The organism is Alteromonas sp. W12 (assembly GCF_001924945.1).
GTDB classification, from domain to species: Bacteria; Pseudomonadota; Gammaproteobacteria; order Enterobacterales; family Alteromonadaceae; genus Alteromonas; species Alteromonas macleodii.
In genome coordinates this window covers 644601-671522 of the sequence record NZ_LQXH01000001.1, presented here as the reverse complement: position 1 = coordinate 671522, position 26922 = coordinate 644601, and the positions used below count along the sequence as shown (strand labels likewise).

Genomic DNA, 26922 nt, shown 5'->3' with positions numbered 1-26922 from the left:
TATGCCAATGCTTGATATTAAAAACCTCACCTTGGAAATGCAGAGCAGCGATGGCGCAATTAAAGCGTTGGACAAGGTTAACCTGTCAGTTAGCAGCGGGGAGATTCGCGCGCTGGTAGGAGAATCTGGCTCAGGCAAAAGCTTGATCGTGTCCGCCATTTGCGGAGCCCTTCCTAGCCAATGGAATTTAACGGCTGACCGCATGAGTTGGAATGGTGAAAACCTGCTGAGTATGTCTGTGCAGCAGCGTCGTGAGGTAATGCGCCGAGAAATAGCGGTCGTGTTCCAAAACCCACAGGCAAGTTTAGACCCATCGGCAACGCTTGGCGAGCAGTTGGAAGAGAGCATTCCCGATGAATTTGTTGAAGGTAGCTGGTTCTGGCAACGAGCACAACACCGCAAAAAGATCGCAATAAGCACCGTTCACAAAGTAGGAATAAAGTACCACAAGCATTATTTAAGCGCTTTTCCTCATCAAATACCGGCTGACATAGGTCAAAAATTCATGATTGCGATGGCCTTGGTTTCACAGCCTAAATTGCTCATCGCCGATGACCCAACTCGGGGAATGGAACCTACAACAAAAACACAAATTCTGAAGCTCTTCACGCGTTTGAATCAGACCCGCTCGCTCTCGATCTTGTTTGTTAGTCACGACCTACTGGCAATTGCAAGTATGTCTCACTCTATGACGGTGTTGTATGCAGGGCAGACTGTAGAGTCAGGTAGAATGAAGCACATTAAGAAGCGCCCTCTGCACCCTTACACAAAAGCATTACTAGACAGCGCGCCGAGCTTCAGAAAAGATTTACCACCGAAATCGCTGCTACCCACGCTTGGTGGCTCAATTCCCACTCTACAGCATTTGCCTATTGGTTGCCGATTAGGTCCACGCTGCCCTCGTGCACAGCGCGCCTGTGTACAAACGCCAGCCGTGCGTAAAATTCACGATCACAATTACAGCTGTCACTTCCCTCTACATATGGAGAAGCTGTAATGGATATCATGCAGGTTAAAGATCTCACGTTTATTCATAACGAGAGGAAACGTTGGCTAAAACGTCCTGAAGTTTTTCAACTTGGTCCAGTGAACTTAAGCGTAAAGCGCGGTGAAACCATTGCAATTATTGGTGAAAACCGCTCAGGTAAATCCTTGTTGGCTAAGCTCTTGGTAGGTGCACTGCCTGCTGATGCAGGTGAAATTGAAATTAACACGCACAAATATTTAGCCAAATACCAGTCTAAAGATAGCCAGCAAAAACGTACCCATGACATTCGTATGATCTTGCAGCATAGCTCCGAGTCGATGAATCCATCGGTTCCTGTGGGAAAAATTTTGGATGAGCCATTGCGTTTGAATACAGGTCTAAGCGAAGCAGAACGCAAACCAATTATAGAAGATATGTTGGTGAAGGTAGGCCTCTTGCGCGAACACTATTACTTTTATCGACATATGCTTTCTGATGGACAGCAGCAGCGCGTAGCGCTAGCCAGAGCCATTGTGTTAAAGCCCAAAGTGTTAGTGGCTGATGAACCCTTTGCAGCGTTAGACCCTTCCATTCGTTCGCAAACGGTGAATCTTATATTGAAGCTTCAGCAAGAACTTGGCTTGGCGTTTATCTTTATTAGTCACAACTTGGGTATTGTACGACACATTGCAGACAGGATTATTGTGATGGAAGGCGGTGAAATTGTAGAAGAAGGCAAGACCGAAACTATCTTTAGGTGGCCGCAGCATACGCGCACTAAGAAACTCGTTACCGCCTACCAATCACTGGTACCACAAAACACAATTCGAGAATAAAGAGCTTATCGTTTGGGTGGTGTTTTCTTTGAGAAGCGCACTTACGTACCTAACTGGCACGCTCGACTCGTCACAAAAAGAAAACCCTAGAAAGCCTTTTTTGAACAAACGCCATGCAATAAAAAAAGGGCAGATAAACTGCCCCTTGTACAGCAATGCATTCGTGCTTTCTAGCCAACCAGAGCCAAAAGTATACCTGCGGCAACCGCACTACCTAGCACGCCAGCCACGTTAGGCCCCATCGCATGCATAAGTAAGAAGTTATGAGGGTTAGCTTCTAGCCCAACTTTGTTCACCACTCTGGCTGCCATCGGCACAGCAGAGACGCCAGCTGCGCCAATCAGTGGATTTATACTGCCACCCGACAGCTTACTCATTAGCTTGGCCATGAGTACGCCTGCGGCAGTGCCTATACCAAACGCGATAGCCCCAAGCCCCAAAATACCTAAAGTCTCGACCGTAAGGAATGCTTCAGCTGATAACTTTGATCCTACTGCTAAACCAAGGAAAATGGTGACCGTATTGATGAGCTCGTTTTGGGCTGTTTTGCTCAATCTGTCTACCACGCCACACTCTTTCATTAAGTTGCCGAAGCAGAACATACCGACAAGCGGCGTAGCGGCAGGTAAAAACAAGATAGTCATAAACAGCACTGCGAGCGGGAAAATAATCTTCTCTCGCTTTGACACAGGTCGTAGTTGACCCATTTTTATCTCGCGTTCTTCTTTTGTGGTCAACGCTTTCATGATGGGCGGCTGGATAATAGGCACCAACGCCATGTAAGAGTATGCAGCGACTGCAATCGCACCAAGCAAATCAGGTGCAAGCCGTGAGGCAAGGAAAATAGCCGTCGGCCCATCCGCGCCACCTATGATAGCAATGGCGCTCGCGTCCTTTAACGTAAACTCAAAGCCAGGTATAAGGTTTAACGCTATCGCGCCAAACAAGGTAGCAAAAATACCGAACTGCGCAGCTGCGCCAAGTAACAACATTTTGGGGTTAGCAATAAGCGCACTGAAATCAGTCATTGCGCCTACCCCCATAAAGATGAGCAGAGGAAATACCCCTGTATCTATGCCGATTTTGTATATGTAGTGCAGCAAGCCCCCCGCTTCTGAAAAACCAGCAATAGGGATGTTAGTAAGCAATGCACCAAAACCAATGGGCAGTAAAAGCAATGGCTCAAACTTTTTAACAATGGCCAAGTACAACAAGCCGAAACCCACTGCCATCATTATAAGCTGGCCGGCTTCAAAGTGCGCAAGCGCGGTACTATCCCAAAGTACCATTAACTTATCCATGTACTACCCCAATAAGATTAACGGTTGACCACTGGTTACGGCATCGCCTTCACTAACAGTAATGTCGGTGACCGTACCGGTGTATGCGGAGCGGATCTCTGTCTCCATTTTCATGGCTTCAAGGATCATCACCACATCGCCTTCTGACACGCTGTCGCCGTTTCTCACCAAAACTTTAAATACGTTACCTGCAAGCGGTGCATCAATAGACTGAGAAGAGTTAGAGTCTGATGGCGCAGCACTCTTAGTTTGAGGCTGTGCTTGCGTCTGAGAGCCACTAGCAGGTGTAACACTCGTCAGCGTACCTGAAGGTGCCACTTCTACGCGATACACTCTTCCATCTACGTTTACGTCGTAAGTTTCACTCGCGGTAGCCCCTTGTGAGCTTGACTTGGCTTCAGCAGGCTTAGGCGCACTCGAGCTTTGCGACTCTTGCGCGCTAGGTGCAGGTTCAAACGCATCAGGGTTGCCGCGGTTTTCGATAAACTTTAGGCCTATCTGCGGGAATAAGGCATAAGTCAAAACATCATCAATTTTATCGTCTGACAGCGATAGTTGCTTTTTCTCAGCCAGTTCATCAAGCTCTTTACTCAGTGTATCCAGCTCTGGTGCAATATTGTCAGCAGGCCGGCATGTCACGGGCTCTGCGCCATCAAGCACACGCGCCTGCAACTCCTTGTTTACTGGTGCTGCGGTAGCGCCATATTCACCTTTAAGAACGCCTGCGGTTTCTTTTGTAATGCTTTTGTAACGCTCGCCGGTGAGTACGTTAAGCACTGACTGCGTGCCCACGATTTGTGAGGTTGGCGTAACAAGAGGAATGAACCCAAGATCTTCCCTTACCCGTGGAATTTCTTTTAACACTTCTTCGAATTTGTCTTCAGCGCCCTGCTCTTTAAGCTGACTTTCCATGTTGGTTAGCATTCCGCCCGGTACTTGAGCCAAAAGAATACGTGCATCTACCCCTTTGAGACTGCCTTCGAACTTGCTGTATTTCTTTCTTACTTCCCTGAAGTAACTGGCAATTTCTTCTAGTTCGGGTAGTGCAATACCCGTATCGCGCTCTGTACCTTCTACGATAGAAACCATGGTCTCAGTTGCGCTATGACCATAAGTCATGCTCATTGAAGAAATAGCCGTGTCCAGCATATCAATGCCGGTATCGATAGCTTTTTGATACGTCGCCGTACTCAACCCTGTTGTGGCATGGCACTGCATGGCAATAGGTACATCAACCGTTTCTTTTAATCCGGTAATCAATGCCTCGCACTCGTACGGTTTTAAAAGCCCAGCCATATCTTTTACGCAGATAGAATGAACCCCTAGGTCTTCAAGCTGTTTCGCCATTTCGAGCCAAAGCTTAAGATTGTGCACAGGGCTTACCGTATAAGAAATTGTTCCTTGCGCGTGAGCGCCACTGTCTATGGTCGCTTTTATTGCGGTTTTCAAATTTCTAATGTCATTCATGGCATCAAAAATTCTAAATACATCTACGCCACTTTCGTGAGCACGCTCTACAAAGCGAGTGACAACATCGTCAGCATAATGGCGGTAACCCAATAGGTTTTGACCACGCAACAGCATTTGCTGTTTCGTGTTAGGCATGGCTGCTTTTAGCTTTCTGATGCGCTCCCAAGGGTCTTCCCCTAAATAACGAATACAGGCATCAAATGTAGCACCACCCCAAGATTCAACTGACCAAAAGCCAGCTTTATCTAGTTTTTCCGCTATGGGAAGCATATCTTCAATACGCATGCGCGTAGCAAGAAGGGATTGGTGGGCATCACGCAGAACCAGCTCGGTAAGGGCCAGAGGCTTAGACATGGTAACTCCTGATTAGGCTTTATTTTTTAGAATTTTGGCGATGGGTATGAATTGCGGCAGAAATAGCTGCGATAACGTTTCCGTCTATTCCTGGTTGTACCGCTTGATTGTTTCGACTCAAATTAGCTGAAGGCCCTTTTAAATGAGCTGTAGGCTCTGCTGTTTCACCGGGAAAGGCTTCACAAAATCGGGCAATGAGATGAATCCCCACAATAAGAAGCCCTAAGAATGAGAAAACAAATACCATTCCTATAAGCATAAGAGAACCTGCTTCAAAGAGCAGGCTAGCGACGGATCCCGAATCCATATTCAATCCTGTTGTTATTTTGTACCTGAATAAGTATCACGTGGTTTTTCAAAACACAACAAAGCAGCATAAAAAACCACTTTAAAATGAATAAAACCCGCCAAAATGAAACTTAATGCATTATTCTTTAATAAATTTGCAACAAAAGTATATTTTAGGAATTAGCATAAGCGTTGCCGATGCCAGCAATCTACATTTACGTTCATTTATACTCACGCCTTAATGAAAGCCTATATTTTCCGTAAAGTCACTGTCTAGCTGTTTAGCGAAATCTTTCGCATGCATCGCCACTAATTCTAGCTGCATATGTCGTTCATCCTCGGGTACGTAAGCAGGCACATTTACTGGGCTTCCCTCACAGTCCACCGCCATAAAAGTTATAAAACAGCGATTTGCGACAGACGTAGTGTTTTCCGTGGCGTCGCCCGATTTAACCACAACATAGATATGCATACTTGACGCTCCAGTGTGTACCAACGATGCGGTTATCTCAACTAGCTGACCTACTTTTATAGGTTTTATGAAACGTATGCCATTGGCAGACACCGTGACGCAGTAACATTTGGACCACTGCGCGGCACAGGCATAGGCTGCTTGGTCAATCCATTTCATTACAATGCCACCGTGAACGTTACCGCCAAAGTTTACGTCGGTAGGTTCTGCTAAAAATCGAAAAGTAGTAGATGGATGTGCCATAGCGTACCTCGCGCTTTACTGCTGTTAGACACATTAAGTTTAGCTTAAATTTTGAACAGCGCGCTTAGACGAAAGTGGAGAGAACAAAAATAAAAGGAGTAGAAATGAAAAAACCCACCTAAAAAGGTGGGTTCTTCAATATGGCGCGTGTGGAAGGATTCGAACCTCCGACCGCCTGGTTCGTAGCCAGGTACTCTATCCAGCTGAGCTACACACGCGTAAACTTGTGTACTTTTGAATTCTACCTCAAAAGGTGACGCTTTAAAATAAGTGGCGCGTGTGGAAGGATTCGAACCTCCGACCGCCTGGTTCGTAGCCAGGTACTCTATCCAGCTGAGCTACACACGCGCAAAACTTGTTGTTGGCCGTCACTGCCAACGAATAATGGCGGAGAGGGAGGGATTCGAACCCTCGATACGCGTATATGCGTATGGTTCCTTAGCAGGGAACTGGTTTCAGCCACTCACCCACCTCTCCTTGACTGCGGGGTGCATTTTACGGATTCATTGGCCTGAGTCAAACCTTTTTTATAAAGAAATTGTTCACCCGCTGCCATTTTAAACGATTCGAGCAAAAAACCAGTAATTTGTTCGCAATACAAGCAATTAAACCGAATTTTATTTAACGATGCTCGTTAATTTGCATTTGAATATGCGCAGCTTCATTGCAGTTTTAACTGACCCGCCTTAATAATTTAGTCAATTTTTCAAAAATAATATCAAAAAGTTTTGAATTTATTTGTTCAAAACCAAGTACGCTGATTCGTATTACTTACTTAAGTTATTTAAAAGCGCTCCAAAATCTCAGATAAAGCGGTTAATGTCTCGATTTAAAAATCGTCCACCCAGAAGGCATTGTGCTAGAAAAAAGCTGTGCACGACCCAGAGACTTAACTTGGTCGTTAGCGCGAGACATCACAACGTCATTTCTGGCGAAATAGAACAGAAACAATAGACTTGCGCTAAAGCCCGATAAGATTTACTCACTTAAAACAAAAAAGGCCAGCGTAAGCTGACCTTTTCCAATGAAGCGTATAATGCAATTATTCTGCAGAGCCTGGCTGACCGCCTTTTTCTGCTTGAATGCGCATGTATATCTCTTCACGGTGCACAGAAACTTCTTTTGGTGCATTCACACCGATACGTACCTGATTCCCTTTTACACCTAGTACGGTAACGGTTACATCGTCACCAACCATAAGCGTTTCACCAACTCGACGAGTCAAAATAAGCATTCGCTTGCTCCTGTTCCTTAATACTGAACATCATCCATTAAGATTTGCCAACCCATCGGCACGACCCGATGGAAGCGACAGTGATTCCATGTTTCTGCGTCACTTCAAAAACTCACTGTTATACACAAAAATAATTATAGCTTATCTTGTAACCAAGCGTTAACCGAATCTAGCGCCTGGCCCAAGTTTTCAGGCTGGTCACCGCCTGCCTGTGCCATATCTGGACGACCGCCCCCTTTGCCACCTACTTGTGATGCAACAAAGTTAACTAGCTCGCCCGCTTTAACTTTACTAGTGAGGTTTTTAGTAACGCCAGCAATAAGATTCACTTTCGCGTCATTAGCCACACCTAATACTACGATCCCTTCACCAATTCGGTTTTTGATGTCATCCATCATTGAACGCAATGACTTCGCTTCAACACCTTCCAAATTCGCAATAAGAACTTTAACGCCATTTATCTCTACTGCATTACTAAGCATATCAGCACCTTGCTGACTCGCCAGTTTTTGTTTCGCAGAATTGAGTGCTTTTTCTAGTTCTTTAGTCTGATTTTGTAGAGAAACTACGCGATCAAGTACATTTTGGCTGTCTGTTTTCAATAACGCAGACAATGAAGACAGTGTCGCTTGTTGGGTTTGCACGACTTCAAGTGCATGCTCGCCAGTAACTGCTTCGATACGTCGAACGCCCGATGCAATACCCGCTTCACTGGTAATTTTAAACAAGCCAATATCACCAGTACGTGTAACGTGAGTACCACCACATAGCTCAACAGAGAATGGCCCCATGGTTACCACGCGAACTTTTTCGTCGTACTTTTCACCAAATAGCGCCATTGCGCCTGATGCTTTGGCTTCATCCAAATCCATTAGTTCAGTTGCTAACGTGTGGTTTGCACGTATTTCTTGGTTAACTCGTCTTTCAATCTCAGCAAGTTGCTCAGCCGTTACTGCCTCAAAATGCGAGAAGTCAAAACGCATGCGCGGCGCTTCAACCAATGAACCTTTCTGAGTTACGTGCTCACCTAAAATTTCACGCAGTGCTGCATGAAGTAAATGCGTTGCGCTGTGGTTCTTTTTAATGGCTTCACGATTTGCTGCATCAATCGCTGCGGTTGCCGTATCACCTTTAGATACCGAACCTTTAGCAATACCTTTGTGTGCAAACGCATTACCCATTTTTTGGGTGTCAGTAACGATGAATTCACCGTTTGCCACGCGAAGCACACCTTTGTCACCTGCCTGACCACCGCTTTCAGCGTAGAACGGTGTGCTGTCTAATACCACAACGCCTTCTTGACCGTCTTCAAGCTTCTCAACAAACGCATTGTCGGCAATAAGTTCAACCACATTCGCCTGGCCTTCTACATCGGTGTACCCAGTAAATGAGGTTGTGTGGTCAATGGCGAGTTTACTATTGTAGTCTGCACCAAAGTTGCTAGCCTGCTGTGCACGGGCACGCTGTGCTTGCATAGCAGCTTCAAAACCTTCTTCGTCAATCTTAAGGTCGTGCTCACGTGCTACATCATTGGTTAAGTCAGTAGGGAAACCATAGGTGTCGTAAAGCTTAAACACTACGTCACCCGGCACTGTGTCGCCTTCTAGAGTTTCTAGTGTATCGTTTAGAATAGCCATACCACGGGCTAACGTTTTGCTAAACTGCTCTTCTTCAACACGCAGTACTTTTTCAATAACCGGTAGCTGGTCTACAAGTTCTGGATACGCTTCACCCATTTCTTTGGCAAGTGATGCCACAAGTTTATAGAAGAAGATATCGTTTGCGCCAAGCTGATAGCCGTGGCGAACAGCGCGACGAATAATGCGACGTAATACGTATCCGCGCCCTTCATTTGATGGCATAACGCCATCGCAAATTAAGAAGCTGCACGAACGAATGTGATCGGCGATAACCCGTAGCGATTTATTTTCTAAATCTTCGCTTCCAACAATTGATGCTGCTGATTTGATCAAGTTTTGGAAAAGGTCGATCTCGTAGTTGCTGTGCACGTTCTGCAAGATAGCGGAAATACGTTCTAGGCCCATACCGGTATCGATTGAAGGCTTAGGGAGTGGCTCCATTGTACCGTCAGCTTGTTTGTTAAACTGCATAAATACCAGGTTCCAAATTTCGATAAAGCGGTCGCCGTCTTCTTCTGGTGTTCCCGGAGGACCTCCCCAAATGTGCGCACCGTGATCGTAAAAGATTTCAGAACAAGGACCACACGGACCGGTATCGCCCATAGACCAGAAGTTATCTGACGTGCTAATGCGAATAATCTTTTCTTTTGGAACACCAATATGCTTTTCCCAGATGTCGAAAGCTTCGTCATCTTCAGAATAAACGGTGACTAAAAGCTTTTCTTTTGGCAAACCAATTTCTTTGGTAAGGAAATTCCATGCAAACTCTATCGCTTCTTTTTTGAAATAATCGCCAAAGCTGAAATTACCCAGCATTTCAAAAAAGGTATGGTGACGCGCAGTGTAACCTACGTTCTCAAGGTCGTTATGCTTACCACCTGCGCGAACGCAGCGCTGTGACGATACCGCACGGGTATAGCTGCGTTTTTCCGCACCTAAAAAACAGTCTTTAAACTGGTTCATGCCCGCGTTGGTAAAAAGAAGTGTGGGATCATCTGCCGGAACCAGTGACGAGCTCGCCACCGCTTGGTGGCCATGGCTTTTAAAATAATCGATAAACTTGTTACGTAAGTCAGCAGTTGATAATGTCATTGAAAACCTAACTTCCTTTATTCTATTTTTGAAACGTGCGATTTGCCTGTTCTAATGAGCTTTATAATCGGGGCAGTTTGCGAATACGCAATACGCTCATCCTCGCTATAATTCTCTGGATAATTAAAATGCACACAAATTTGCGCAACAATACCATGGATAACGCAATTTTGTTAAGTGTAACGGGGAGAAGATAGGCTCAAATTTCACTTTAAGTAGACGAAAATAGCCAGTATTCATAAAACGAATCGCCAACGGCATCTATTTGTCGGTAAACATGAGCATAAACCAGCCGTTTTAGCTAGATTCGTTTGCGCTTACCGCATATTCAATGTGATCTTGGTAAAAGCCACGATATTGAAGAAATTGTTTCTGCTTTTGTCTCAACGCGAATTCGGTTTCATAAAACTCGCCAAACTTTTTCTCTTTTACTTTTTTAGCACTTTCAAACCAGTCAGCGTCAATCTCTCTCATTGCGTGTTCTGCAGTACTTTCATCTACACCGTATTGCTGTAAGTCCAATTTAATTGCGCGGGGTCCCTTCCCTTTTAAATACAGTGCGCGAGCTCGGCTTTCTGCAAATCTAGCATCGCTTTGGATATCAGCATCTTTGAATTCCTCCAGAATAGGCATGAAAGCATCACTCGCTATTCCCTTCTGCTGCAACTTTCGCATAATCTCGTTAAAGCTATGCTCTCGTCGTGCCAGCATGCGAGTAATCGCGTCGGTAATGATTTTTCGGTCGAACTCTGACATTTTTGTAAACTTACTCTTCTGTATTAAACGTAGAAACCGCGTTATTTTAGCGTTAATTACTCGTACATTGCGACTATCTAGCGTTTTACGCACTTAACCTCTACATGATGTAAACTGCATGACAGCATCCAACTATCGCATAACAATAATAGATTCGATTGAACAGATCTCTAAAGAGCGCTGGCAATACCTCGCAAAAGAATCGGGTCCTTTCGTTTCTTATGAATTTTTACATGCGCTAGAACGCAGCGGCTCGTGCAGCAATGAATCTGGGTGGCAGCCTTGCCATATTGCTATAGCGCAGAGCCAGCATGGGGCTGTTAATCTCGTTATTCCCGGCTACCTGAAAACTCACAGCTACGGTGAATACGTGTTTGACCACGCATGGGCTAATGCTTATGCACAGCACGGTCTCGACTATTATCCTAAATGGATATCGGCCATCCCCTTCACGCCCGTAACAGGTTCTAGACTACTTTCTGATGGACACATTGCGCTTACTCCGTCGCTTTTAAGTGAACTAGAAAATACATTGACAGCGTATGTAGAGTCCGTATTTGGTGAGGCTTTATCTTCTTTTCATTGGCTATTTCCCAATGAAAGCACCTCGGCTCAAATCACCTGTAGCGGTACCCCCAAGGCAAATGACTTATCCATTGAACAACTTCGAGATCAATCCGACACGCTAAACCGTTACCTGACCCGATACGCGGTTCAGTTTCAGTGGCATAACTACGGTTATGGTGATTTCGACGATTTTCTTAACGCGCTTACCTCCCGCAAAAGAAAAGATATCAAGAAAAGTCGACGTAAACTGAACGAGCAAGGCGTCCGCTTTACCCATTATACCGGCAGTGAGATTAGTCCAGAGACACTGCAGTTTTTCACAAAGTGTTACAAAGCAACCTATTTAAAACGAAGCGGTCACGTGGGATATTTGAATGATGTGTTCTTTGAGCAGCTTGTCGAGACCATGAGCGAGAACATGCTTATAGTGACGGCAATAGAGAATGAGGTAGCAGTAGCCAGCGCCCTCTTTTTCTACGATGATACAGGACTGTATGGCAGATACTGGGGAGCACTGAAAGAAATAGACGGGCTACATTTTGCCTGCTGTTATTTTGAAGGCATTGAATTCGCCATTGAGAAAAAGCTATCGCTTTTTAATCCCGGCACCCAAGGTGAACATAAAATACTTCGAGGCTTCGAGCCCATTTATTGCCGTTCTCATCACAAATTACAACATCCGTCGTTTCACACTGCTGTAGCAGACTTTTTACAGCGAGAAACGCCACATATCGCAAGCTATTTTAATCAGGCACGGAATGCTTTACCGTTTAACAAGGAATTTGTGCCTACTTTAAAAACAACGAGTGTCACTGCACCTAACGACGACACTTATAATCACAACGAGAAAAACGATGAAATATAAACTTCTTGCCGTAGCGATTGCGGCATCTTTAGGCCTTGCAGGTTGCGGTCAGCCTGAAAAAGCCCAAGAACAAACCAGCAATATTGAAGCGCCAGAAATGAAGGGCGAAGCGGAACTAGGCTCTTTTGGCGTAGACTTGACCGCTCGTAATGAAGCGGTAAAACCTGGTGATGACTTCTTCATGTACGCGAGCGGTACATGGTACGACAACTACGAGCTGCCCGCTGACAAAACTCGCTACGGCGCGTTTACGGGTCTTGCAGAGCGTAGTGAAGAGCAAGTTAAAAACATCATTGATGGGCTAATGGAAAAGTCTTCGCTTAATGCAGAAGAGAAGCTTGTTCACGACTTTTTCGTTGCTTATATGGATACAGATACCATCAACGAAAAAGGTATTGAGCCAATTAAAGACGTACTCACGTCTATCGATAGCATTGAAAACAAAACTGACCTAACCAAAGCATTTGGTAACAGCTGGTTAGTAGGCTCAACCACGCCAATTGGCGGCGGTATGTGGTACAACCGCCTTGACCCAAATGAATACCAATTAAGTGTTGGTGTTGGTGGTTTAGGCCTTCCTGATCGCGACTACTACCTGAGCGATAGCGAACGTTTTGTTAAAATTCGTGAAGCTTATGTAGCACACATCGAGCAGATGCTAAATTTTGCAGGCGAAGAAAACGCAGCTGAAAAAGCGGCTAACATTCTTGCCCTTGAAACACAAATTGCAGAAATTCAGTGGCCTCGCGAAAAACGCCGTGACCGCGATCTTACTCTTAACCAGATTGAACGTAGCAAGCTGTCTGACGAGTACCCTGGCTTTGATTGGGATACGTATTTTGCTCAAACCGGTTATAAGGTACCTGAGCTAAATATTACACAGCCTGAGCCAGTAAAAGACGTTATTAAAATTATTAACGAAGCTGATCTCGCTGATTGGAAGTCGTACTTGAAATATCACACTATTTCAAACAATGCGGATTTCCTTTCTGAAGATATCTACCTAGCCAACTTTGACTTCTTTGGTCGTACACTAAGCGGTCAGCAAGAGCCTCGTCCTCGTTGGAAACGCGCAGTGAGCCAAATGTCTGGTACTGAGTCACTTGGTTTTGCTATCGGCAAGATCTACGTAAACGAATACTTCCCAGAAAGCTCAAAAGAGCAGATGGCAGAGCTGGTTGAAAACTTGCGTACAGCACTAGGTGAGCGTATTGAAAACCTAGACTGGATGAGCGAAGAAACCAAGGTAAATGCCAAAGAAAAGCTAATGGCATTTAACCCTAAAATTGGCTACCCAGACGAATGGCAGTCTTTCGACGGCGTAACCATCAGCAACAAAGACTTAGTAGGCAATGTTCGAAACCTACGCACATTCTTCCAAGACCAATCGGTAGAACGTGAGCTAGAGAAAACGGATCGCAATCGCTGGGGTATGACACCGCAGCGCGTTAACGCCTACTACAATAGCTCGTTCAACGAAATTGTATTCCCAGCGGCTATTTTGCAACCACCATTCTTTGATCCAAACGCCGACGCAGCAGTTAACTACGGTGCAATCGGTGCGGTAATTGGTCACGAAATGGGACATGGTTTTGACGATCAAGGCTCGAAGTCAGATGCAAACGGTATTCAGCGCAATTGGTGGACCGATGCTGACCGCGCAGCGTTTGAAGAAAAAGCGGATATGCTAGCCGAGCAATACAGCCAGTACGAGCCTATCGAAGGTAACTTCGTAAATGGTCGCAACAGCTTGGGTGAAAACATTGGTGACGTGGGTGGTCTAGCCATGGCTTACCACGCCTACAAACTTAGCCTTAACGGCAAAGAAGCGCCGGTAATTGATGGCCTAACAGGCGATCAGCGTTTCTTCCTTGCATGGGCACAAGTGTGGAAAGAAAAACGCACTGAAGAAAGCATGCTGAATCAACTTCGCGCAGGTACACACGCGCCAGGTCGTTATCGTGCACAAGCTCCAAGAAACCATGATGCATGGTATGAAGCGTTTGACGTGAAACCAGGTGATGCACTTTATCTTGCGCCAGAAGAGCGCGTAAGAATTTGGTAACTCATTGAGTTAAGCACTTAGTGAGCACATGCTAGCTTCTCGCGCCGGATAGCGATTTGTATCTGGCGCCAGCTAATACCAGTCCGCATAGCTCATTTAGAAAGTGTAGATAATTAAAAAGGGCGGTTCGACTTATCTCGAACCGCCCTTTTTATTTTTCTAATAAGTATTCGATCAGTGGTACTTATACGCCAGCCGCGAGTACTTGTTTAACTTCCGTTTGCTTATTTATCTTCCGTATTGGGCAACTAAATCGCGAACGTATTGCTTACAACGGGCTACAGCTTCCGAAAAATCACCGTTACCCACACTGCCCATGGAATAACGAAGCCAATACCCATCAATTAATGCAGCGGTAGACGCAGCGGCGTTTTTGACCTGCTCAGGTTTAAGTAGCTTGCGGTAACTAAACGCTAAATTACGCTCTAAGCGTTTGTGGTTAATACACTGCAAACGATGCAAGCCTTCGTTGTGAAGTGACAACGCCCAGAAGTTGAACCAAGTATTGGTGGCGGAACTCGCCCCTTGCGTTTGTGAAAAGTTATTTTCAATAATGAAATCAATCCGCTCTAGGGGATCGTCAATACGCTGCGTGATTTTTAGCGCATCGAGAAGGTGGCGCATCGTTGCTTCAATTAAACCTTGCTTGTCACCAAAATAGTGACTGATTATCCCTGAAGAAAGCCCAGCTCTTTTGCTAATTAAGCTAATCGTTGTACCGTGATAGCCAACTTCTGCCATCACTTCTAGCGTTGCTTCTATTAATTGCTTCTTGCGAACTGGCTCCATTCCCACCTTGGGCATGCTACAACTCCAAACCTTAAATCTAAAAAATAACCTGCGACAGCACAATGCCGCCGCAGGCATGATATCACGATTAAAAGGTTAAGCGTGCGTTGACTGCAACAGCGCGAGGTGCGCCAATCCAAAATGCACCTGGTGCAATGGTAGACGCATAGTCTTCATCAAACAGGTTGTTTACTGTTAAACGCACTTCTAGCTCTTCAGCACCTGAACCAATGTTTTCGATAAAGCCGCCAATATAGAAGTCGCTAACGATATAGTCATCAACTTGTGCTGCATTATCAATATCCAGGTAGCGGCTATCAACGTACTTGGTAGACAGGCCTGCAAAGTAGTTATCGCGTGCCCAATCAAGGCTAATTACCGCCATAGTGTCAGGCGTACCGATAACCGTATTACCTTCAATAGCTACCAGTGACACTTCAGGGTTTTCAGGATCAGCGATGGCTGCCAGCGCATCGTCAAGTGTATCGTATTGCGTACCTGAACTACCTACAGTCGCAACATATTCTGACTCGCTTAAGGTAATAGAAGTGAACAACGAGAACTCTTCGGTTAGCATAATGTCTGCTGAAATTTCAAAACCGCTAGACTCAATACCGCCCACGTTTTTGTATCCACCCGCGGCTGCTTCAAGAAAGTCTATACCCTCTGAGGTTTCGTTACTGGTAAATTGAATACGGTCATTAAACTCAATATTGTAGTAGGTCACGCTGGCATTGAAACCAGGTGAAGAGTAGCGGAAACCTACGTCAATGTTGTCAGCGGTTTCTGGCTTTATAAAGCGAAGGTCAGTATCGTTGCGCTCTAGTTGTGCATCTTTGATTGCCGCAAAGTTCTCACCGTAACCTGCGAAAACTTCAACTCCTTCAATGGGTAAAGGTGCAACGATACCGGCTGAGAATAAGGTATCTGAGTCAGTATTGACCGCTAAGTTGTTGGCTGAATCAAAGTTGTCCGTTTTCTCGATATCTACGTTAAACTTCTTGGCACCAGCGCGAATGCGGGCAAAGCCTAGATCAAGCTCATCTTCCACATAGTACATCAAGGTATCAACTGGGAAGGTTCTGTCGTACTGCACCCAGTAAGGCACGTTGTCATAATCGACGCTAATAGACGAGTTGGTAATTTTATGCCAATCGCGAGACTCGCCACGCTCATAGTCTTCCCACCAAATACCAAAACGTACGGTATTATCAAAATCACCAATTTTGGTGTACCACACAGCATCAGCATTAATGCCAAAACGCTCTTTATCATAATGGGTGTGACGATATGAGCCCACGGGAATAGCGCCTTGCGCATGACAGCCTGGGTCATATTCTGCACCTGCACCACCATAAGGGAAGGTCAGTGAGCTTTGACAACCCTCGATAGGGCTTAGCTGGTTACCTTGTCTATCAACAAAGTAGATTTGTCCCAGCTCCTCTCCACCGAATACCGTATTTCCAACAATAAGTTCTGAGTGCCCTTCTGCTCCATCATCAGTGATATCAACAATATAGGGGGGAACCCATTCGCCGCGTCCTTCATTGTCGTGATAATACACGTTGGTCATAAAATCGACCTGGCCAATAGTAAAGTCTGCCTGTAAATAAGCGAAAAGGTTTTCGCGTAGGGTAGACCAACCTCGACGATACGCCTGATCTTGATAAGGCACGCCTGTCCACTCGTCAGTTAACTGGTCCCAATCTGGATTTTGCTCATATTGTGCCAGCCCGTATATGCGCTGGTAGTTATCTTCGTGGGTATCGTCGTAAGACAGGTAACCTGTAAGAGACACGTCGTTAACGGTAGAGATAAACTTCATAGCTAAATGATCACGGGTGTTCTCTGCTGCCTGCTGCATAAAGTCGGAACTTTCTTGACTTGAAAGGCTTATCCACGCGTAAGTATCTTTAAAGATTTCGCCTGTTTCGTAGCGTACATAATATTTTGACGCATCAAATGAACCCGCAGTTACACTGGTTATTAAGCCCTGCTCCGCAGACGGGTTAATGGTGGTGAAATTCAGTGTGCCGCCCAAGGCTTCGTGTGAACGGGAAGCGATATCCGCCGTACCCTGAGAAACTTCAACGCCTTTTACGTTTTCGGTATCGATATAGCGATTCGCTTTCGCGCCACCACCGTAATTTGAGTTACCGTTGGCGATGCCATCTACCGTCATACCAATTTGCTGCTCATTTAGATTTACTTGAAAGCCACGAATCACAATAGACGTTGACCAGTCATCAGCCCCAAAGGTATCACCTTCGTTAATAAGCACACCCGGCAGGTTATCAACCGCGGCTAACACACTGCTAAGATTAGCCTGTTGTTTAAACATATCGTCGCTCGTTGCGTTATTCGCGTAAGAAACGCTTCGCCCAACAACGGTAATTTCTTCTATGCGCTCTTCGTCAGCACGCTCTGCTTCCTCTGCCCACGCCACTGTAGGTGTAGTCATAGACGAAAGTGCTGCAAGTACAGCTAACGAGAGTTTATTGTGTGTTTTCATGTGTTTCCCAAAGTAGTTGTGTAATGTTTACTCACTACTCTAGGGAGGAATTGTTACAGTAGCGTTAAGTTTAATTGAACAATCAATTAATAAAACATTTTTCATGTTTGTTTACTCAATGACATCCAAGTAAACACGCACCAGCTATAAACGGACCCAGAAATTTAGCAAAGAAATCTTTGCCTAACAGACACAAAAAAGCCCTCACTAAGGAGGGCCAAAAGGGAAAGGTTTATCTTACCTTGATATTACTTTACGACTGCGTTGCGGCTTGAAAACGGGTGTTTTTGCTTTCAGTCCCGGCTACTTGCTTTTCTGCGTAAAGCAAGGCGTCGTGTAGCGTGTCAAAGTTGGGGATACCTGGGTGCGCTTCGTTTACGCCCTCAAGCACCTTATTGACTTCTGCATTAGCACCACAAATAACCAGCTGACGACCTGCCGCTAGTGCATCTGAGGTAACTGTATCAACTGCCATCGCAGCTGAAACATCCATAAGTGGAACGCGCGAGAAATCTAAAATGGTGACTTTAGAACCCGGTTTCACTCGCTCACGAACGTGGTGGCCCAGATCGGCAGCCGCACCAAAGCTTAGTGGTCCGCCAAAACTAAAGATTGATACTTTGTCTTTAAGAGACTCCAGAAGCTCATTTTCTTTAGGATCGTTTAACGACTCAGGGATTTTCTTAAGCTCTTCAATTTGCAGCTGTGCGATTTGCTTAACGTAAGCTAATGCTGCGAATACCACGCCAACACCAACTGCTGTGATCAGATCTACAAATACCGTTAGCGCAAGCACCATAATCATGAGGCCGAAGTCCCAACGTGGGCCTTTGTGAGCGCGCTTCAAGTAACTCCAGTCGATGATATCTAAACCAACTTTAACCAAGATACCAGCAAGAACAGCGTGAGGAATTTGCGCCGCTAGCGGACTAAGACCTAACACAATTGCTAGAAGAACTAGCGCGTGTACCATGCCTGATATGTTGTACTTACCACCGCTACGGATATTAACAACAGTACGCATCGTTGCGCCTGCACCTGCGATACCGCCAATAAGACCAGCAAATGTATTTCCAATACCTTGGCCGATTAGCTCTTTGTTACTATCGTGACGGGTACGCGTCATGTTATCAGCAACAAGAGAGGTAAGTAGACTATCGATGGCTCCCAGCACAGCTAGAATAAACGCGGCTTCAAGAATAAGCAGTGCTTTGCTTTGGTCAAATACTGGAAGGTGAAGGCTAGGTAAACCCGTCGGGATATCACCAAGAATTGGCACAGACAGCGCTAAACTTACAAGCGTGCCAATGATAAGTGCAGCCAGTGCGCCAGGCACATACTTGCCTAATTGCGGTGGCCATTTGTAGGCAATAACCAAGGTACCAAGGCCTAACGCCAAGGTTGCAAAATCAATATCGGCAAGCGCGGTTGGCAAGTATGTCAATGCGCCGATTGTTCCGCCTGGCGGCTCATGGCCCAGCAAGCGGCCGATTTGAAGAATGATGATGATTGCACCGATGCCCGACATAAAGCCCGATATTACCGGGTAAGGCACCAGGCGAATGTATTGACCAACGCCAAGGACACCAAAAACAATCTGGAATATACCGGCCAATATCACAGCTGTGAATATAAGGCTGGCGTCGCCTGATAGACTTGCGAACAAGCCTGCAAGAACAACAACCATAGGCCCCGTTGGACCAGAAATCTGTGCTGGTGTACCACCGAAAAGTGCGGCAAAGAAGCCAACCGCAATAGCACCGTACAGACCCGCCATTGGGCCTAAGCCTGACGCTACACCAAGTGCAAGCGCCAGTGGTAAAGCAACGATACCGGCTGTTAAACCGCCGGTAAAATCGCCTCGTAGGTTTGAAAGGTTAATTTTTACCATAGTTATAGACCTTATTCACCGCGAGCAAGTTGTGCTTCGGCAGTAGACTCGTCCATTACATCGAATTCACCAGACTCAGTGTTGTAGTAAAGCACTTCACCTGAACCAATGTTATAAACCCATCCGTGAAGTTTAACCTGACCTGTTGCAATTTTTGCAGCAACAGCAGGGTGAGTGCGAAGGTGCTGAATTTGCTGAACAACGTTCTCTTTCGTTACCGCTTCTAGGTCGTCAATAGAAAGGTCTGAATGGCCACAGCGCTCTTTAACAACTTCAGTTGCAACACGGCAATGACCTAGCCACTCTTTTACATGCGGAAGCGCACTTAAGCCTTCAGGGTTGATGGCGCCTTTCATTGCACCGCAGTCAGTATGGCCACAAATAACAATGTGAGAAACGCCCAGTGCAGCAACTGCAAACTCAATAGACGCTGTCATGCCACCAGTTTGGTTGCTGTGAGGAGGTACGATGTTGCCCGCATTACGGCAGATAAATAGCTCACCCGGATCAGTTTGTGTTACTAAGTTCGGGTCGATACGTGAATCAGAGCACGTAATGAAAAGCACTTCAGGGTTCTGCCCAGTAGCTAGTTTTTGAAACGTAGCTTTTTTGTTTGGGTAAACTTCTTTCTGGAATTTGGCAACACCTGAGATAACGTGATCCATATATAACTCCCAATTTTTTAATAATTGTAATGATTATGTAATTACGCCAGTTTCACCTGATAGATTAATAGTTTAATATACTAACTCGCGATAGCTAAATACTATCACTGCTTACGTAACACTACCCATAAGCATAGTAAGAGAGAGCCATTTTCACCATGCAATTCAACGGAAAGACCCCGTCAATTAACCAAATCCGCTATTTTGTTGCAGTGGCTAAATACCTAAGCTTCAGGCAAGCAGCGGGAATACTGGGAATTAGCCAGCCTACTCTGACCAGTCAGATCAGTGCGCTAGAAAACCTTTTAGGGCTAACGCTTTTTGAACGATCACGCACGGGAACGCTGTTATCTCCCCAAGGTAAAGCCTTGCTAGATGCAGCGGAAGAGGTGCTGCAGGCCTCTCAACGGTTCAGCGAAATTGCACGAGACTTGTCCGAGGGTGAAGTTGTAACCTACCGGTTAGGGATACCGCCAACGCTAGGGCCTTATTTACTTCCCTTTGTGCTACCAGATCTGCACAAACGGAAGCCCGGCTTGCGCTTCTATGTTCGAGAAGGCGCCCCTAACGCATTGCAACACGGTCTACTGCGTGGTGAATATGACCTAATTCTTTCCCCACTTTCAGGCGAAAACTCTCAATTGATCACGCAACCACTCTTCAAAGAGCCTTTAAAATTCGTCACGCCTTCTGATCACAAATTGTCAGGAAAAGCCTATGTTAAACCAGAAGAAATAAGCGGCGAGAAAGTGTTAACACTAGAAGACCGACATCACTTTCATCATCAAGTGCAGCGCATTTGCGATGAGATTGGGGCAGATTTACAGCGAGATTATGAGGGCACCAGCCTAGATACTTTGCGTCAAATGGTGGTAATGGGCATGGGTGTAGCCTTCCTACCCGGGCTTTATATTCATTCTGAGTTGCACAAGCCTGAAGCATTACACGTGTGTGAGATTGCCGATATGCCTATTGAGCGTCAGCACTCATTAGCGTGGAGAAACACTGCGCCTGGACGAAAGACCTTTAGAGAAATATCAATTATCATAAAAGAGATAATTGAAACTCGCCTGTCGGACGCCGTGACTATAGTCAGTGCTGCCCCAAGCCCTCTTCAAAAACGTTAAACTGGTTGTAATTTATTATGATTGATAGACAACATTTACGAATAGTAAGAGCGATAGATGCTGAAGGCACGATGACAGAAGCGGCAAAATCGCTTTTTCTAACCCAGTCAGCGTTAAGCCACGCAATGAAAAAGTTGGAAGCCCATTTTGACGTACCGCTTTGGAAAAAAGACGGCAGAAGACTCACGCTGACTCAGGCGGGTCAGAGTGTATTGGGCTTAGCTCACCGAGTTTTACCCCAGTTTGAGCATACTGAAGCCCAATTACGCAGATTCGCCGATGGTAAACAGGGCATATTACGCATTGGGATGGAGTGCTACCCGTGTTTTGAATGGTTGCTCAAAGTAGTGGCGCCTTTTTTGAAAGCCTTTCCAGATGTTGATGTAGATGTACGCCGCGCGTTCTCTTTTGGCGGTTTACAAGCACTTCACGGGTACGATATTGATATATTGCTCACGCCAGACCCTCTTTCACTTGAAACCATTACCTACACGCCAGTGTTCGAATATGAGCAAGTATTGGTAATGGATAAGCACCATCCTTTGGCAGAGAAGCCATTTGTTACACCGAAAGACTTAAGCAATGAGACCCTTATCACCTACCCCGTAGAACTCAGTCGACTGGACGTATTCACGCATTTTCTTACTCCTGCCAATTGCACAGTGAGGCAACATAAAACGATTGAAACCACAGAGATCATCTTACAAATGGTAGCAGCGGGACGTGGTGTTACTGCTTTACCAAAGTGGCTTGTTGAAGAAGCAAAGGAAAGTGAGCTTCTATGCACAAAATCTATGGGTGAAGCGGGCGTGACTAAAACCCTTTATTTAGGTCATCGAAAAGCTACTGACGCGCTGGGGTTTGTAGATGACTTTATCACAATGTCTCAAACCCTTTCGCTTAGCACCTCATAGGTTATTTTGTCCTTCGTGCATTATCAATACGGTCTGTTACAAGTGGATGGGAGCTAAACCAGCTATCAAGGTCTGACTGCTCTGTAGCTAACGTTTGGAATGCTTCCATAGCAGCCGCGAAGTCAGCGGGATCTTTACCCAACGCTTTTAATTGACCAATGGCGTAGTTGTCCGCTTCCCATTCGTGAGCTTTGCTAAATTGATTTTGAACTACACTTGTTCCTACGCCTAAAACACCATCTAAAACGCCACTTAAATCGCCAAAAAAGTAACTTATCGCAAGGGTTGCGAATAGTGACTCTGCAATGAGCTGCATGGAATGATTGTTTTCAACATGCCCTACTTCATGCAGAAAAATAGCGTTTAATACGTCTTGGTTTTCCTCGACCAAAGCGATAAGTTGATCGGTAAACACAATAGTGCCATCAGGTAACGCAAAAGCATTGGGACCTAATACGTTAGAGTGGCGAAAGTGCACGCGATAGTTTTTATTTTCCGTCTCTATTTGAGCCAATAGTGAATAAAAACTGTTAGCGTGCAATTCCTTTGATTCGGTACTAAGTTTAGATGGCTTAAGTAAAGTACTATCGAGCGCGGCCAAGGTATGTTGAGAACCGATTTCTTTTATACTGTAGGGAACATATTGAGAAAACGACACGGCAATTCGAGGAAGTGCTTGGGTGAATAGTCCATAAAGAAGCAAAGGCACAAGTATTATACTTGCCATTAAGTACGGCTTTTTCGACTCTAATTTACTCACTCCTACCAATTGATTTTTATCAAGCCAGGCATCTTCCTCTGGACTAGACGACCACATAAGTAAATCACCGCCATCCAGAGACACTTCTCGTGGTAACCCCGCAAGTTTTGTGCGAGTAGTCATCTCTGACCTATGTACTCGTTTAGAAGTGCCATTTTGGTCAAAGAAAATAACCAGCTCGTCGCCCTCAATATTACAGGTCACAATATCTGAACGAACACCGCTTGCGTAATAGTAATGAGATACCAACACGGCATTTAACCTAAAGCAACGTCAACATCAAATAAAGTCGCAGCTTCCTCTGCCACCGCACCAGCAGAACCAGAGCTGCCAACAAGTACCTGATCAAAACCTTCAAGCACTTTTACTTCAGTGGCGTCGGCGAATAATTTTGCACTTCTCACTTTTGCCCAAGGAAACGCCATTCCTAAAGTTAGAACAATCGCTAGCGCATTGACTAAGCGCAGTTTGATGAGTGCACCTGCTGCCAGCGATGAATTAAACTGAGCAACGTTTTCAAGTTGTGTGTTTTGGAAAATGTGATTCCTAATTCGAGCATTGTAGTAACCTGATATTACAGCGTAAGTGACTAAGTAAAACAAAACTAACAGTATTGTAGCTGGAGCTGAAACAGACGACGGTTCACCGTTAGACATTGCCACAGCGCCAATACCTAACACAAAAGACGAAATTAGCATCAAGCATAGAGAGATAAACAGCACACCAACTGATGTTCGATAGTATTTGCCCGTATCCAGCGTGGTGGAAAAAGATTTATTGCCAAAACATGATTCGTTTACTAAAAACGCATCAATCTTTTTTAATACCCAAGGCATAAGCAAGTACAGGGTGAATACGCTTGCAATAGGCAAGAGTACAAATAACGCAAAGGCTTCTCCCCACCGGCCTTTGAAAGAAAATCTAACGTTTCTATATGCCGTCATACGAAGCCTAAAACGCATACTCATAATAATTAAAGCAGGCGTTAATGTCATAAGTACAAGTGCGAAAATAAGCGCAGCAACGGGATTTATCGTAGTTAGAAAAAAATAACCACCGAATAAAATTACCGCAATTACCCGCCCCTTTAAAATTTGTAGCGGTTCAGCAAGGTAAGAAAAACGATGACCATCAAGCTCTGTATTGCTATAGAAATAGCGTTTGGTACGCACCGTCGCCCATGCAGAATAAACTCCAAAGGTAACAATACTCAGAAGTAAATTAACTATCCATATAGAAAAAAACTCACCTGCTTTACCATGAAACTTAACCTGCTCGGAACGAATTATTTTGTTATTCGCTTTGCTAATTGCTTCGTGTGATGCGGGCAGCTTACTCTTTCTTTCAGCGATAAAGGCCGAAATCTTGGCAGCGCGTTCTGGATACTCAATAGCGTCTATGGAATTTAACGCTTGGGCAAGTTCTTCTAGACTATAACGTTCGTAGTCGGGCATGGGGGTATATGCATTGTCATCCTTCATGGCGACGTTTCATCCTTGATTTGTTTTTTATAAAGCTACGCAATAATGATGTAGAAGGCAAGGTCGCGTAGCTATTTACCTTAAACGATAAAAGCAAAGGAAAGCGGTAGAAGAGACAGCTTTACCACCACTTTCACTCGCTGTTTGTGCGAAGCTACCGTTTCAATAAGTAGCTTCATTTATGGGCCTTTTATAATTTGCGCTAAATTTTAAACTGCCCCACCAATTCTTTTAAGTCACCAGAGACGGCACTTAACTGCGTAGCTTCCACAGCTAACTCTTCTGCATGCTGACTAGTTTTATCACTTAAACCAGTGATAGCTACGAGCGACTTATTAATATCTTGCGCCACCTCCGTTTGCTGCTCGGTCGCCAGTGCTATGTGAGTACTTTGCTCGTGAACCAAACCTATAGACTGGGTAATGTCTTTAAGCGTTTCGACCACTTTCTCTGTCTTATCGACACCAGATTGAGAACGGGTTTGTCCTTCCTGCATAACACTGTTGGTCTGCTCAGACATCGCCTGCAATCGCTCTACCATTTTTCGTATATCAGTCGTCGATTCTTGTGTACGACTTGCTAATGAGCGAACTTCATCTGCAACAACGGCAAAGCCGCGCCCCTGTTCACCGGCTCTCGCCGCTTCAATGGCTGCGTTTAATGCCAGTAAATTAGTTTGTTCAGCAATGCTGTTAATTACATCGACTACAGCACCGATGCTATCTGACTCTTTGCTCAATCCGCCCACAACTTCAACACCCTGACTGATGGCGTCAGCCAGCGCGCGAATTTCCCTCATGGCATCTTGCACTTGCTCACTGCCGGCTTGTACCAATTCATCTGCTTTAGTCGCAGCGTCACTGGACTGTGCCGCATTTTTTGAAATTTCAACGACGGTAGCAGCCATCTGCGTGACTGCCGTAGACACATTGTCCACCTGACTACGCTCTTGGTTAATTTCCTTGCTAGTCGCGTGACTCACATCTCGAAGGTGATCCGCTGCATCAGAAACAGCCTTAGTGTTAGCGGCAGTATCTTTTAGCAATGATCTTAGTTTATCGGTGAAGGTATTAAACTCTATAGCAAGCGCACCGATTTCGTCGTTACTCTTAACTTCCAGACGCTTGGTTAAGTCGCCGTCGCCATGCGCTATTTCCGCCATAGCGTTGCGCATTTCGACCAAAGGCTGAGTGACTTTAGCACTCGCAAAATAAGTAATAAGCGCTATTAATCCAATAATCACAAAGGCGACGATAATTGCCGTAGTAATTGCATTATTTATAGGGCTATCAATGATGCTTGCAGGGATAAGAATGCCCAGCGACCAATTCATTTGTGGGTTAGTTAACTGAGCGTGCTCAAAAACCGCAACATAGTCTTCCCCCTTCCAGGTTACGTGCACAATACCAGATTCATTAGCCGCTATATTACTTGCCAACTTGCCAAACCCTTCAGTGCTATCAAACACGCTGTCAAAGTTGCGAATAGAGGAGCTTAGTGGCAACGCTTTGCTCTGTTTTGGAAAGTAAACAATGTTTTGGTTTTCATCGAGTAAAAACGCCGTGCCTTGTTCTTCATAACGAATGGCATCTATGACCTTACCCACCGTGCTAATAAGAATATCGACACCGCCAACGCCTAGTAACGCTCCATTTTTGTATATTGGGGTTTGTACTACTGCAGATACGCTTCCATCTTGGGAATCGACAGCAGGAGGCGTTACATATAGCTTTCCTTTTTCAACGGCAGTAGTAAACCACGGACGCTTAGTTGCAAAGTAACCGGCGTTAGGATTGCCAGCATCAGGACCCGAAGTGTCGACGCCGACTCGGCCCTCTTCATAGAAGTATTCACCCGTCTTAGCTGAACCAAAGAACGCCGATTTAATAATGGGATCTTGACTGCTGATGCCCTCAAATGTGGCATAGATATCTTTGGATTGAGTCAGTTGGCTTTCGGGCGCCCCTCGCGTGTTATGGCGCGTAAAAAAATCTTGTAGAAAAGGACTACTTAGGAATGCTCTAGCAACGCCGCCATAGGTTGCGAAGAAGCCTTCAACGTCATTGGCCTCACGTGCAACTAAGGATTTAAGCTCTTTTTCTACGCGACTGCGGGTGTTATCTGCAACGGTATTGACTAAGAAAAACGCCGTAATGAGTAACATCAAAGCTATGCTACCGCCAACGATAAGCATGAACTTTTTTTGGAGTGATATGGATTTCATTTGTACTTCTCATTGTTTACTAAACGCCACAACGTGTGAAAAGTGTATTCCAGCACTAGGGCCCCTTGACCTTTGTTGTACATTTTTGCAGCGGTCTTTGTGCCATCTAGACAAGGCGGATGTTTGACGGTTTAGTGGTTCTAAGTCGAAAACATTCAACGCAGTATAGATGGCACAAAGGCGCTGCCCGAAGGGGTCGTTATGGAAGCCTTTTACTCTTTGTCACAGCCCTTTAACTTAGCCCACTAGGCTTGCAGGACTGTTTCGCGATTAAAAGGCTTCCATTTAGACCAAAATTCGTACATCAAAGGTCAACAGGCCCTGATAATTCGCACACATTTCAGGTTTAGTTTTATTAGTATAAAAGCGCAAGTGAGCCAAGCTCGCTTGCACTTCTAATACTTTGAGA

The 26922-nt window shown here is 45.3% G+C and carries 20 protein-coding genes and 3 tRNA genes; 6 read left to right on the top strand and 17 right to left on the bottom strand.

Annotated features, from left to right (window positions below):
* Position 1 precedes the first annotated feature (1 nt).
* Complete coding sequence (locus tag AWH61_RS02740) at positions 2–997, top strand: peptide ABC transporter ATP-binding protein (protein ID WP_014948677.1); 996 nt, start codon at positions 2–4, stop codon at positions 995–997.
* Positions 997–1803, top strand: a complete 807-nt coding sequence (locus AWH61_RS02735; protein ID WP_014948676.1) for an ATP-binding cassette domain-containing protein — start codon at positions 997–999, stop codon at positions 1801–1803. The genes AWH61_RS02740 and AWH61_RS02735 overlap by 1 nt, the downstream gene beginning before the upstream one ends.
* Positions 1804–1973: 170 nt before the next feature.
* On the opposite strand, the gene AWH61_RS02730 is transcribed toward AWH61_RS02735, so the two are convergent.
* From AWH61_RS02730 to AWH61_RS02685, 10 genes are all read right to left on the bottom strand, one after another.
* Positions 1974–3104, bottom strand: a complete 1131-nt coding sequence (locus AWH61_RS02730) for a sodium ion-translocating decarboxylase subunit beta (RefSeq protein ID WP_014948675.1) — start codon at positions 3102–3104, stop codon at positions 1974–1976.
* A 3-nt stretch (positions 3105–3107) separates the two neighbouring features.
* Positions 3108–4928, bottom strand: a complete 1821-nt coding sequence (gene oadA, locus AWH61_RS02725) for a sodium-extruding oxaloacetate decarboxylase subunit alpha (RefSeq protein ID WP_075176157.1) — start codon at positions 4926–4928, stop codon at positions 3108–3110.
* Between the two features lie 19 nt (positions 4929–4947).
* Entirely contained in the window at positions 4948–5235 is a 288-nt protein-coding gene (locus AWH61_RS02720) for an OadG family protein (protein ID WP_014975922.1), read from the bottom strand.
* 219 nt (positions 5236–5454) lie between these two features.
* Positions 5455–5931 carry an acyl-CoA thioesterase gene (locus AWH61_RS02715; RefSeq protein WP_039223004.1) on the bottom strand — a complete coding sequence of 159 codons (477 nt, stop codon included), beginning with the start codon at positions 5929–5931 and terminating at the stop codon, positions 5455–5457.
* A gap of 141 nt (positions 5932–6072) precedes the next feature.
* A tRNA-Arg gene (locus tag AWH61_RS02710) sits at positions 6073–6149 on the bottom strand.
* Between the two features lie 53 nt (positions 6150–6202).
* Positions 6203–6279, bottom strand: a tRNA-Arg gene (locus AWH61_RS02705).
* Positions 6280–6316: 37 nt separating this feature from the next.
* Positions 6317–6408 (bottom strand) — tRNA-Ser (locus AWH61_RS02700).
* Between the two features lie 565 nt (positions 6409–6973).
* Complete coding sequence (gene csrA, locus AWH61_RS02695) at positions 6974–7165, bottom strand: carbon storage regulator CsrA (protein ID WP_012517705.1); 192 nt, start codon at positions 7163–7165, stop codon at positions 6974–6976.
* Between the two features lie 134 nt (positions 7166–7299).
* Positions 7300–9897, bottom strand: coding sequence for an alanine--tRNA ligase (gene alaS / locus AWH61_RS02690; protein ID WP_039223010.1), 2598 nt, complete (start codon positions 9895–9897; stop codon positions 7300–7302).
* 297 nt (positions 9898–10194) lie between these two features.
* Positions 10195–10653, bottom strand: a complete 459-nt coding sequence (locus AWH61_RS02685; RefSeq protein ID WP_014948670.1) for a regulatory protein RecX — start codon at positions 10651–10653, stop codon at positions 10195–10197.
* Between the two features lie 118 nt (positions 10654–10771).
* On the opposite strand from AWH61_RS02685, the gene AWH61_RS02680 reads away from it, so the two are divergent.
* Together AWH61_RS02680 and AWH61_RS02675 are read left to right on the top strand one after the other, a co-directional pair.
* Positions 10772–12085 carry a GNAT family N-acetyltransferase gene (locus AWH61_RS02680; protein ID WP_075176156.1) on the top strand — a complete coding sequence of 438 codons (1314 nt, stop codon included), beginning with the start codon at positions 10772–10774 and terminating at the stop codon, positions 12083–12085.
* Positions 12075–14150 carry a M13 family metallopeptidase gene (locus tag AWH61_RS02675; RefSeq protein WP_075176155.1) on the top strand — a complete coding sequence of 692 codons (2076 nt, stop codon included), beginning with the start codon at positions 12075–12077 and terminating at the stop codon, positions 14148–14150. The genes AWH61_RS02680 and AWH61_RS02675 overlap by 11 nt, the downstream gene beginning before the upstream one ends.
* A 228-nt stretch (positions 14151–14378) precedes the next feature.
* Here AWH61_RS02675 and betI read toward each other — a convergent pair whose 3' ends face one another.
* From betI to AWH61_RS02655, 4 genes are all read right to left on the bottom strand, one after another.
* The gene (gene betI / locus AWH61_RS02670) at positions 14379–14954 is read right to left on the bottom strand and encodes a transcriptional regulator BetI (protein ID WP_069943918.1); all 576 of its coding nucleotides are present in this window, start codon (positions 14952–14954) and stop codon (positions 14379–14381) included.
* A 73-nt stretch (positions 14955–15027) separates the two neighbouring features.
* Positions 15028–17451 carry a TonB-dependent receptor domain-containing protein gene (locus AWH61_RS02665; RefSeq protein ID WP_014948666.1) on the bottom strand — a complete coding sequence of 808 codons (2424 nt, stop codon included), beginning with the start codon at positions 17449–17451 and terminating at the stop codon, positions 15028–15030.
* 253 nt (positions 17452–17704) lie between these two features.
* On the bottom strand, positions 17705–19342 hold the full coding sequence (locus AWH61_RS02660; RefSeq protein ID WP_014948665.1) for a SulP family inorganic anion transporter: 1638 nt from the start codon (positions 19340–19342) through the stop codon (positions 17705–17707).
* Between the two features lie 11 nt (positions 19343–19353).
* Positions 19354–20007 carry a carbonic anhydrase gene (locus AWH61_RS02655; RefSeq protein ID WP_014948664.1) on the bottom strand — a complete coding sequence of 218 codons (654 nt, stop codon included), beginning with the start codon at positions 20005–20007 and terminating at the stop codon, positions 19354–19356.
* A gap of 158 nt (positions 20008–20165) precedes the next feature.
* Between AWH61_RS02655 and AWH61_RS02650 the strand changes: the two genes are divergently transcribed.
* Positions 20166–21134, top strand: coding sequence for a hydrogen peroxide-inducible genes activator (locus AWH61_RS02650; protein ID WP_014948663.1), 969 nt, complete (start codon positions 20166–20168; stop codon positions 21132–21134).
* 17 nt (positions 21135–21151) lie between these two features.
* Entirely contained in the window at positions 21152–22048 is an 897-nt protein-coding gene (locus AWH61_RS02645; protein ID WP_075176154.1) for a LysR family transcriptional regulator, read from the top strand.
* 1 nt (position 22049) lies between these two features.
* Here the strand turns inward: AWH61_RS02645 and AWH61_RS02640 are convergent, their stop codons facing one another.
* The 3 genes from AWH61_RS02640 to AWH61_RS02630 form a co-directional block, all read right to left on the bottom strand.
* Positions 22050–23060: a M48 family metallopeptidase gene (locus AWH61_RS02640; protein ID WP_075176153.1), complete on the bottom strand. Its 1011-nt coding sequence runs from the start codon at positions 23058–23060 to the stop codon at positions 22050–22052.
* A 5-nt stretch (positions 23061–23065) separates the two neighbouring features.
* The gene (locus tag AWH61_RS02635) at positions 23066–24289 is read right to left on the bottom strand and encodes a YjgN family protein (RefSeq protein WP_249922590.1); all 1224 of its coding nucleotides are present in this window, start codon (positions 24287–24289) and stop codon (positions 23066–23068) included.
* Between the two features lie 202 nt (positions 24290–24491).
* Positions 24492–26513: a methyl-accepting chemotaxis protein gene (locus AWH61_RS02630; protein ID WP_014948661.1), complete on the bottom strand. Its 2022-nt coding sequence runs from the start codon at positions 26511–26513 to the stop codon at positions 24492–24494.
* Positions 26514–26922 lie beyond the last annotated feature (409 nt).